Genomic DNA, 8289 nt, shown 5'->3' with positions numbered 1-8289 from the left:
AAATCATGCTGTATGGTTCTTATACCTAATGAATAGAGAATAAAGGTTCTCTATTTTTTTATGAAACTAAATACAAATCCAGTTGAATATTAATCTTTCAAAATACCAGCTTTGACGAAAATGTTTCTCCAAGCTTCTGCTACTCTCTCTTTACGACGGCGGGCAAGATATCTGCCCAACCGACGTTTACGTTTCTTTTTGTTAGCCATTAAAATTCAACAACCTGAGTTTTTGATTGTTCTTCATCTTCATTTTCTTCAAGCTCTAATTGTCCATCTGGAATTGAGACATTCCCTGCTTCATCCACAGAATACTCAATGCCTTCGTGATCATCTATGCTCATTTGTCCGTCAGGATCATCTTCCTTTTGTGGACGGCTTTCCATAACTTCTTTAGGAGTTTGATAAGCAAATGTTAAATCGATTAAGAAGTATTGACCGTACTTGTTATATTTCTCTGTAATTTTGTGCATTTGAAGATGGTCGTTTTCTTTAGCTTCTGATACAATTTCCTCTGCTTCTTCACGAGTGTCAGCATAATGTTGTTCCTTTTGATTAAGTTGTACTTTTGTCATTGTTAATTCCCCCTAATTAATATCCTGAGTTTTGTCTTTCATGGTTTACTGCATTTTTATCCATATAGGCTTGTTCAATTTCTTTCAAAGTAAAACCTAATGAGAATCCTAGACCTACATAGACATCAAACAAAAAATCATACCAATGGAATTTTTCATGATTTCTCTCTAATTTATTTACGGCACTATATACCAACGAGAACATTTTTAATGGTTCGAACCTTCTATATCCTTCAACTGCCGATAAAGTAAAAATTCTCTCGGAATAGTTGAGTTCAAGACCTAATTCCAGTACAAAATGCAATCCGTCCACATATTCTTCAAGGAGTGGATTCTTCTTTTTAACATGAGATTCACCTATTTCATCTTTCCATTCGTGCAGTTCCCATTGTCTCGGCTCTTGATTCTTACTCCAAAACTTAAACCCTCGCCATTCATTCGCACATTCACCAAGTTCAACTAGTAATGCCAATACTAATTTTTCAAATCGATCCGACTCGTTATATCCGATACGATCACGTAAAATCTTCTGATGCTCAAACAGTTTTTCAAGATTCATTTAGCTTCATCAACCTTTCCAAGTAATCTTGTGCTTTAATCAAGTCCTCTTGACCATTCTTTTCTTTATAACGGCAAGTGTATTTAATAATGTTTCCAATGAAAAAGCCCTCAGCTACGGTGTATTTCTCTTCTGTAAAGTGCTGTTCCAAAAACTCAATTACATCGATTCCACCCTTGTGATAATGAGAAGGTCTAGTGACATCTTGTTGTTTATCTTCAAAATTTATATTCATCTAAACCACCTGTTCTCATCTTTTTCGATATCGATCTGCTTAAAAGATGCTTTTGTCAGTTCATATTTCAAATCATCGTAGTTTAAATCTTTGATGGGATAGCCTTCCTCATTATGTGTGACACCGAGCTTGTTCAATTCACCTAATACAAAATCTCGTTTAGCATTTTCTATTTGCTTTGCCTTACTGATTCTCATAGCTCGTCCCATTAATTAACACCACCTATTTGATTTAAAAAGCTCCAGATTTTAAGTAATACTTAGCTTGATAATAAAAATGGTGATAAATCCAGTTGCCACTAAACTTCTTATCAAGATAGACAATTTCAAAATTGTATTTTGCTTTGAATGAGTTTAATCGACCGAGTAAAGCCAACGGACTGTACTTAGAACGGTACTCACCCTTAAGCATTTTTTCGTACCCATGCAGGTCTTCCACAATCAATGTAAAGGGAATGTCTTTCGAACGGATCAATTCATTTTCAAATGCCGTTGCCGTATCTTTTTGAAGATTGCCTGTGATTTCATCCATGTGTGCTTTGCGCTCGACTCGGCTGTTTAATAAAATATCTCGTTTGATCCCGAACTCTTCATTTTTTGGAATCATGCAAGCATAATCGCCTGTATCAAGCTTTTGGTTTTTAACTGGTATATCTTTTGCTCGTAAGTAATCAAGAATATGACCATTTACGTTTTCACGAGTATCGATAACAATCGTGAGTGTTTTTAAAATTTTGCTTAACTCTGTGTCTGAGTAGTAATAGGAGATCAATTCTTCACCTTCTTCGCATATGCAACCGCACGTTTGTATAATTCATTTGATAGCTTGTTAGATTCATCGTTTTCGTATTGACGATAATCTTCGTAAATGTCAGTCCATCCGTTCTTGGTAAGAGTAATCATCCACTGATCAAACAACATGAGTGATTCTTGTTCCTTACATAACCAATGATTAATTTTTTCGTTATCCTGCCAACCGCACATTTGATGGACCATTTTCAAGAGAGTGATTTTTTCTCCACTTACGCCTTTCCAAGACTTGAACCATTTATCAATCTCTTTGAAATTTTGTTCAGCAGCTTGCATGACTTCGCTTGGAATTAAATTTTGTTTTTTTATGGCAACCCGATCATCTTTTTCGTCAAGATAGATATTTGCACCGGATTTCCATATTTGACTGAGAATCATTAAAACTTGCAAATCTATCACCTCGTTCAAAACAGTTACTATAAATCTTCAAAAAGCGCCTTTATTAACTAAAAGTTATTAAAGGAAAAACGTTTAAACCTTACAGTGCCAAGGGTTACAAGGCGAAAGTTATTATTGTTATCGGTGTTTGGGTATTAGCGCCCCTAATATACTTATATATTTTTTTTATTTTTTTAATTAATATAAAACCCAATAACTAAAATAACTAAATAACAATAAAAGATAACTTAAACCCTTGATACAATTGAGTTTATAAAAAGTTACTGAAAGTTATTAAAGGTTCAAATTAGTTATCTAACACCTTAAAAAAGTTACTTTGAGTGTCTTCTTTGGTTTCTTTAGTAACTGGAATGCGCTCTCTTAATGTAATTCCTGTAAGATACGTCTTATTTCCAGCGCCTTTCATTTTTCCAAAGCCTTTCGTTTCTAACATGCGATAAAATGATCTATTTCCTAGAGAACGTTCTCCAGATTTAAAGCACCAATTGTCATAAACGTTGTACAATTCTTTTGCTTCAATCTTGATTGCTTCGTTTTTTGGTTCATCGATGTAACAAATTTCATTTAAAAATGGTGCCAGAATATCCATTTCTTCTTTGTAGTTGCCTGTTGCATCCTTTACAATCTTGGGCTCTTTTAACCCCGACTGCTGCCACTTCAAGCATCCTTCGACTGCCCAATTCAAAATGCCTGACATTTCGAATGACAGTTTTTCTTCTAGCTTTTTATCACGTTGATGCGGTTGCAGACTTAAAGTGAATGGAATGATTTTTACACGTCTCCAGATACCATCATCTACACCGCCGATGATAGGTTTGTGATTAGTTGTGAAGAATACCTTGAATTCTGGAATAAACTCAAAATACTCTTGCCGTAAAAATCGAGCTAGGATTGGTTCCCCACCTGTGATTGTTTTTACAAGTGATTCTTGAAGTTTTTCACCTTCCTCTGATTCCACTGCAGAAACAAATCTTGCATTCACCAATCTTGCGATATCGTTATTGGCTCCAGTATCTTTTTTCTTGATGAAAGTATCTGATTTTGTTTGTGATCCGTAATCAGCCATTAATTTTTTCACTGTATTAACAAAAGTTGATTTCCCGTTCGATCCACCACCGACTAGGAAATACATCGATTGCTCTGAGATATCTCCAGTTAACGAATAACCAATAAGGCGCTGCATGTAATCGATTAGTTCAGTGTCATCTTTAAATATCTGATTAAGGAACTTTTCCCAAGTTGGACATTTTGCTTTAGGATCATATTCAACATTGGCTAACATTGAAATTTTCAGATCACGGTCATGCTTCTGGAGCTTTCCTGTTTTGAGATCCAAAATGCCGTTTTCAACATTGAATAAAAATTTGTGTTGATCAAAATCCTCACGCTCAGCTGGAACCAATGGCATTAAATCCTTAATGCTGTTCATACGGATGTTTCTGCGCTCGCACATTCTTGCCCACTTGGATTCTGACTCATCATCCGATTGATAAAGGCTCCTAAGCACCTTGGCCGTGATTCTTTCAATCTCTTTTTTTGTGTCCAATTTCCACCGCTTGCCGTCCCATATAAGCCATCCCATATCAGATACATATTTGATTACATGGCCGTATTCATAAGCGATCCTTTCGGCATTCCCTAGTTCAGTTAATCTGAATTTCTTTTTTGCTTTTTCCTCCACAACTTCATCTCCATCTCCAGAGGAAAAATCATATGAGAATTCTTGAAATTGTTCCTTGTTATCCAAAATGGTTGTAGTGGTAGAAGAAATGGCAATCCCGATTGTTCTTTCACCGTATGTCTCATTGGTATCTCTGAAATGGATGACATCCCATTTATCACGCATCAACGATGATTCCCTAAACATCGAATCCATTCGAGTTGATGACTTGCCAGTCCAGAACGCTAAGTGATTACATAAGGCTAGATCACTCGCTGAATGATCATTGTTGACTAAGTTACCGTTGTATAAAGAACGAATCTCATCACCGTTTTTACTTCTAAACATTCTTTCCCAAAGCGATTCGTTAGAAATGTTGATTTCGTCTTTTTCATATTCTGCAAGATTTACTTTCCCTTGAAGATCACTGTCATCAAAGTATTTCTCGAATACCTCGGCAAGCTCATCGGTGCGATCAAACACCTCATTAGAATTTTCACGATTGCCTGTGAAGCTGAAATATCGCCCGTAAGAGTAAATCTCCAATCCATGTTTGGTGCTTTTTCTTCCAGTACCTAAAATAGACTGTGGAAGATTCCCCTTGATGATGATATGTATGCCTGTTCCACTCGGGGAAAACTCCGTATAACTGTCTAATGTGTCGATGATTTCATTAGCAAAGGCGTTTGTTTTTCCCTCCACAACACACTTATCAATATCAATACCGATGTAGTTGTCTTGGCGACTAAATACAAATCCAATTCCGTCATAGTCACCTTCTAGATAAAACTTTACTGCCGTTGCAAATGTTGACCATGTACGCCTGTTGTTTGCTTGTGCCATTTCTCCAGTGATCTGATATGGCACCTTTGTTGCTTTACCATTTCTACTTTCCTTACGCCATAAAATCCATTGAGGAAGGGCTTTTAGTTCGGCTGGTATTTCGTTAAAATTGTATGGATTTTCTTTCATTTTGCCCTCCTGTAAAGCTGTTTTTCTCAAATTTGGTATAAAAAAGAGAAGCTAGTACAATACCAACCTCTCTATTTAGTTGCACCTTAGAACGGGACATCCTCATCTTTTAATTCAAACTGACCAACCGGAGCTACTGGATTAACATCCGAAATGTCATAGTATTTTGCTTTAGCAGCAGTACGTTTCTGCTTAACTCCATCAACCAGCTTTTCATATTCTTCATGTTTGACTGTGATTTTCAGATTTTTATTGATAAGCTGACTTGCCATTTCATCTGGTGATTTAAAATCATGATTGTGTTTAAATCCACAAGCTTTTAATAATGAGTTAACGATTTTAACCGATACCTCATGTTCAAAAGTGAAAGTGTTATATAAGATTTTTGCACCTTGATGATTTTGTGGTACATCACTACGAATCTCAAAATCAACATTCAACATCGGCTTTCCTGCTTGAGTTTTTCTTGCTTCTGCATTCTGAATGACAGCCTCATATTTACCTTCTGCTGGTAGTTCAAATCCTGTACTTGCATTTTCCTCATCGAATTTAAAGAATGACATTATTTATTTCCCCCTGTGTTTTTATTTGTGGATGACAAAGTGAAGATTTCACCCTGTTTACAACCTTTTCTATCATCAAGCTGATTTTTTGCATAAATGCTGTTCGTACCTTCTAAAACAAATCCTCGTTCACCTTCTGCATTAATCATTAGGCGACCAACTACATCACATAAGCCAAGAACATTGTTTAAGATCTTTCCATTAATCTGTGGATAGGTACGGTTATACTGCTGTCCTTCTGCTGTTGTGTAAAGATCAGTTGTTTCCCAAGCTGTAAATACAATTCTGTCGGCTAGATTTTTCATCCAACGAAAACTATTAACAACTCTAAACTGCATTTTCTGATAATCACCCTGAGAAGGTACACCTTGATTGCGTCCGATGAATCCTAAATGTGACAAAAGGCAACGCTCTAATTCTGAAACATTATCAACTGCGATATTGTTGTATTTCCCTTTGTTATCTTTAAGGTGCGTCAGTAAGGCTTCCCAGTATTCCCAAGTATTTTGATTATCTACGTAGATAATGTCGATGTTTTTTTCGCCTTTAAGCACTTGAGAAGTACGGTCAATATCCAGTACCAATGTTTTTCCTGGTAGGTGCCTCAAGGTGTGTGTCTTCCCCATACCGGGATTTGCATACAACAGGTATGTTTTACCTTGTTTCTCAATCTCAGTTGCACTTTGGGCATTAAAATCAAATTGTTGAGTCATGCTATTTAACGTCCTTTCTACTAAACTTCAACACTATAAGTAATTGATTCAGGCTTAACTGTCACTCCAGGAACAATTTGACCATTGCCATCCACAACAACAAGCTCATCGCTAATTTCAACAACTCTCAGAGCCTTCTTGAGATCAGCCCATTTGACACTGTTTTTGATAAATTCAGCAAGGTCATTTTCAATCACATAATCAAGTAGCTTGCCTTCATCGACTTTTTCTGGAGCCGCCTTACTTTTACGTGTTTTCGATTTTCCATATGGAGTGCTGATTGTTTTAGCTTTTGGATCAGCCTCAAGTTGCTGTGCATGGTATTGACTAATCATATTTTCAAAAAACTCAATACTTCCATCAACTGTAGATAGCTCTCCACGTTCCCAATCAGCGATACGATCACGTTCGATATTTGCCAGTTGCTTGATTTCCTTTTCCTTTGATTTAAGAGCAGTGAGCTTTCTAAATGCCCAATTAAGGCTATTTAAATCAGTGATTTCAAACGGCTTGTCCTGCGACTGGATTTCCTCAACATCCATTAATTCAACTTGTTGTAGTGCGTTCATTTATACTTCCTCCTTTACGATCCCTTTAAAGTCTTCTGGTTGAAACAATGCTTCAACGAAACAATCTTCATTACCGTCATACGAAGTCACTACAATAAAACTCTCATGTTCTTGCCATCCTTCACGTAGACAGTCTTGAGTATTAACAATGTCGTGAAGAAAACCAGGCTCGAATAAGTAATGATTTACTACTGCTTTACCGCTTGAATACCATTTGCCAGATTTCTTATAAAATGCAACTTTAATTTCAATATTATTAGGTCGCTCCATTTCTTCCTCCTTAAAAACTTGATCAAGATATTGGTAAGTATCAATTAATTCTTCAAAGAAATTACTACCTGCAAATGTTTTTTGATACTGCTCTATAAAACTATAAAGTGGCTCTAACTTTGGGTTTATAGGACTCATTACAGTACGGTCATTGACATGTATGAAAGGCATTTATAAACCTCCTGTTGATTTTTTAATCAGACTTGGTTAAACTGATACTGAAAAATATTTCTTATGAAATTTTCTGACCTGTTGCTGCAACAACAGGTTTTTTTGTTGCTTGTAAGTATCTGCGATAATATTGATTACTCTTGTTAACTGCCCAATCAGCAACGTTGAATTTACTTTTCAAAGTCATTTCCATTGAGAACTGTAAAAGCATTCCTGCCTTTTCGAAATCCTTATTCACTATGATCTCCTCCTATTAATCTAGGTTAATATCATCCAACTCTGTCCAATACTCTTCGCCCATTTCATCTTGTACTCTTATCGATACTCCAGTTGAATATTCCTTTGCATCTACGATTTTCAAATTCCGTGTAACTGTTCCTGTTTGTCCAACAAGGTCAGGTCTTGGCTTATGCTCTGTCCATTCCACTATGCTCACCTCCTTTCAAAAAATCACCAACCATACTTCCTATAAAAAAACATTGATTGCAATAAAAAATACAATGATATTGGATTCAAATATCTGCCTCCTATTCAGTTTTTATTAAACTCATTTTTACTAGTTCAGCATGTTCTGGACAGACATCACAATTTGCCCATATATTTACGGCACATTCACGACACAATTTTTTATCACACGTTTCAGTTAGTTCTTGAAAATTAACACTAGTTATTTTTCCTGTACCTACTGCATAATCACAAAGTTGTGTATGTTTACGTTTATTGCATATTTGGCATAACCCGCTTTTCACCTCTCAATCCTCCTTTTTTCATTTCCTTCTGCTAAACTATTTCTAG

Annotated in this window: 15 protein-coding genes; all 15 read right to left on the bottom strand. The window is 36.1% G+C overall.

The window, feature by feature from the left end; translation table 11 throughout:
- Positions 1 to 89: 89 nt before the first annotated feature.
- Positions 90 to 209, bottom strand: a complete 120-nt coding sequence (locus tag AC6F34_RS15455) for a DUF3983 domain-containing protein (protein WP_500773738.1) — start codon at positions 207 to 209, stop codon at positions 90 to 92.
- Positions 209 to 574, bottom strand: coding sequence for an organic solvent tolerance protein OstA (locus AC6F34_RS15450; protein WP_500773736.1), 366 nt, complete (start codon positions 572 to 574; stop codon positions 209 to 211). The genes AC6F34_RS15455 and AC6F34_RS15450 overlap by 1 nt, the downstream gene beginning before the upstream one ends.
- 16 nt (positions 575 to 590) lie before the next feature.
- Positions 591 to 1133, bottom strand: coding sequence for a dUTP diphosphatase (locus tag AC6F34_RS15445; protein WP_500773734.1), 543 nt, complete (start codon positions 1131 to 1133; stop codon positions 591 to 593).
- The gene (locus tag AC6F34_RS15440; RefSeq protein ID WP_500773732.1) at positions 1123 to 1368 is read right to left on the bottom strand and encodes a DUF3310 domain-containing protein; all 246 of its coding nucleotides are present in this window, start codon (positions 1366 to 1368) and stop codon (positions 1123 to 1125) included. The genes AC6F34_RS15445 and AC6F34_RS15440 overlap by 11 nt, the downstream gene beginning before the upstream one ends.
- Positions 1365 to 1577: a hypothetical protein gene (locus tag AC6F34_RS15435; RefSeq protein ID WP_500773731.1), complete on the bottom strand. Its 213-nt coding sequence runs from the start codon at positions 1575 to 1577 to the stop codon at positions 1365 to 1367. The genes AC6F34_RS15440 and AC6F34_RS15435 overlap by 4 nt, the downstream gene beginning before the upstream one ends.
- A 22-nt stretch (positions 1578 to 1599) precedes the next feature.
- Complete coding sequence (locus tag AC6F34_RS15430; RefSeq protein ID WP_500773730.1) at positions 1600 to 2139, bottom strand: ERCC4 domain-containing protein; 540 nt, start codon at positions 2137 to 2139, stop codon at positions 1600 to 1602.
- Positions 2136 to 2567, bottom strand: coding sequence for a hypothetical protein (locus AC6F34_RS15425; RefSeq protein ID WP_500773729.1), 432 nt, complete (start codon positions 2565 to 2567; stop codon positions 2136 to 2138). The genes AC6F34_RS15430 and AC6F34_RS15425 overlap by 4 nt, the downstream gene beginning before the upstream one ends.
- Before the next feature lie 295 nt (positions 2568 to 2862).
- Positions 2863 to 5208: a phage/plasmid primase, P4 family gene (locus AC6F34_RS15420; protein ID WP_500773727.1), complete on the bottom strand. Its 2346-nt coding sequence runs from the start codon at positions 5206 to 5208 to the stop codon at positions 2863 to 2865.
- 86 nt (positions 5209 to 5294) lie between these two features.
- Positions 5295 to 5771: a DUF669 domain-containing protein gene (locus AC6F34_RS15415; protein WP_500773725.1), complete on the bottom strand. Its 477-nt coding sequence runs from the start codon at positions 5769 to 5771 to the stop codon at positions 5295 to 5297.
- Positions 5771 to 6484 (bottom strand): AAA family ATPase, encoded by a 714-nt coding sequence (locus AC6F34_RS15410; RefSeq protein WP_500773723.1) that lies wholly within the window; start codon positions 6482 to 6484, stop codon positions 5771 to 5773. The genes AC6F34_RS15415 and AC6F34_RS15410 overlap by 1 nt, the downstream gene beginning before the upstream one ends.
- 20 nt (positions 6485 to 6504) lie before the next feature.
- Complete coding sequence (locus AC6F34_RS15405) at positions 6505 to 7053, bottom strand: host-nuclease inhibitor Gam family protein (protein WP_500773721.1); 549 nt, start codon at positions 7051 to 7053, stop codon at positions 6505 to 6507.
- Positions 7054 to 7494 (bottom strand): hypothetical protein, encoded by a 441-nt coding sequence (locus AC6F34_RS15400; protein WP_500773719.1) that lies wholly within the window; start codon positions 7492 to 7494, stop codon positions 7054 to 7056.
- Between the two features lie 61 nt (positions 7495 to 7555).
- Entirely contained in the window at positions 7556 to 7732 is a 177-nt protein-coding gene (locus tag AC6F34_RS15395) for a hypothetical protein (RefSeq protein ID WP_500773717.1), read from the bottom strand.
- A 15-nt stretch (positions 7733 to 7747) separates the two neighbouring features.
- Positions 7748 to 7921, bottom strand: a complete 174-nt coding sequence (locus AC6F34_RS15390; RefSeq protein ID WP_500773715.1) for a hypothetical protein — start codon at positions 7919 to 7921, stop codon at positions 7748 to 7750.
- Positions 7922 to 8021: 100 nt separating this feature from the next.
- On the bottom strand, positions 8022 to 8243 hold the full coding sequence (locus tag AC6F34_RS15385; RefSeq protein ID WP_500773713.1) for a hypothetical protein: 222 nt from the start codon (positions 8241 to 8243) through the stop codon (positions 8022 to 8024).
- Between the last annotated feature and the right edge of the window lie 46 nt (positions 8244 to 8289).

The sequence above is a fragment of the Niallia sp. CD-39 genome (assembly GCF_059874745.1).
The sequence above is the reverse complement of the archived record's forward strand: the minus strand, read 5'-3'. Positions and strand labels throughout refer to the sequence as shown.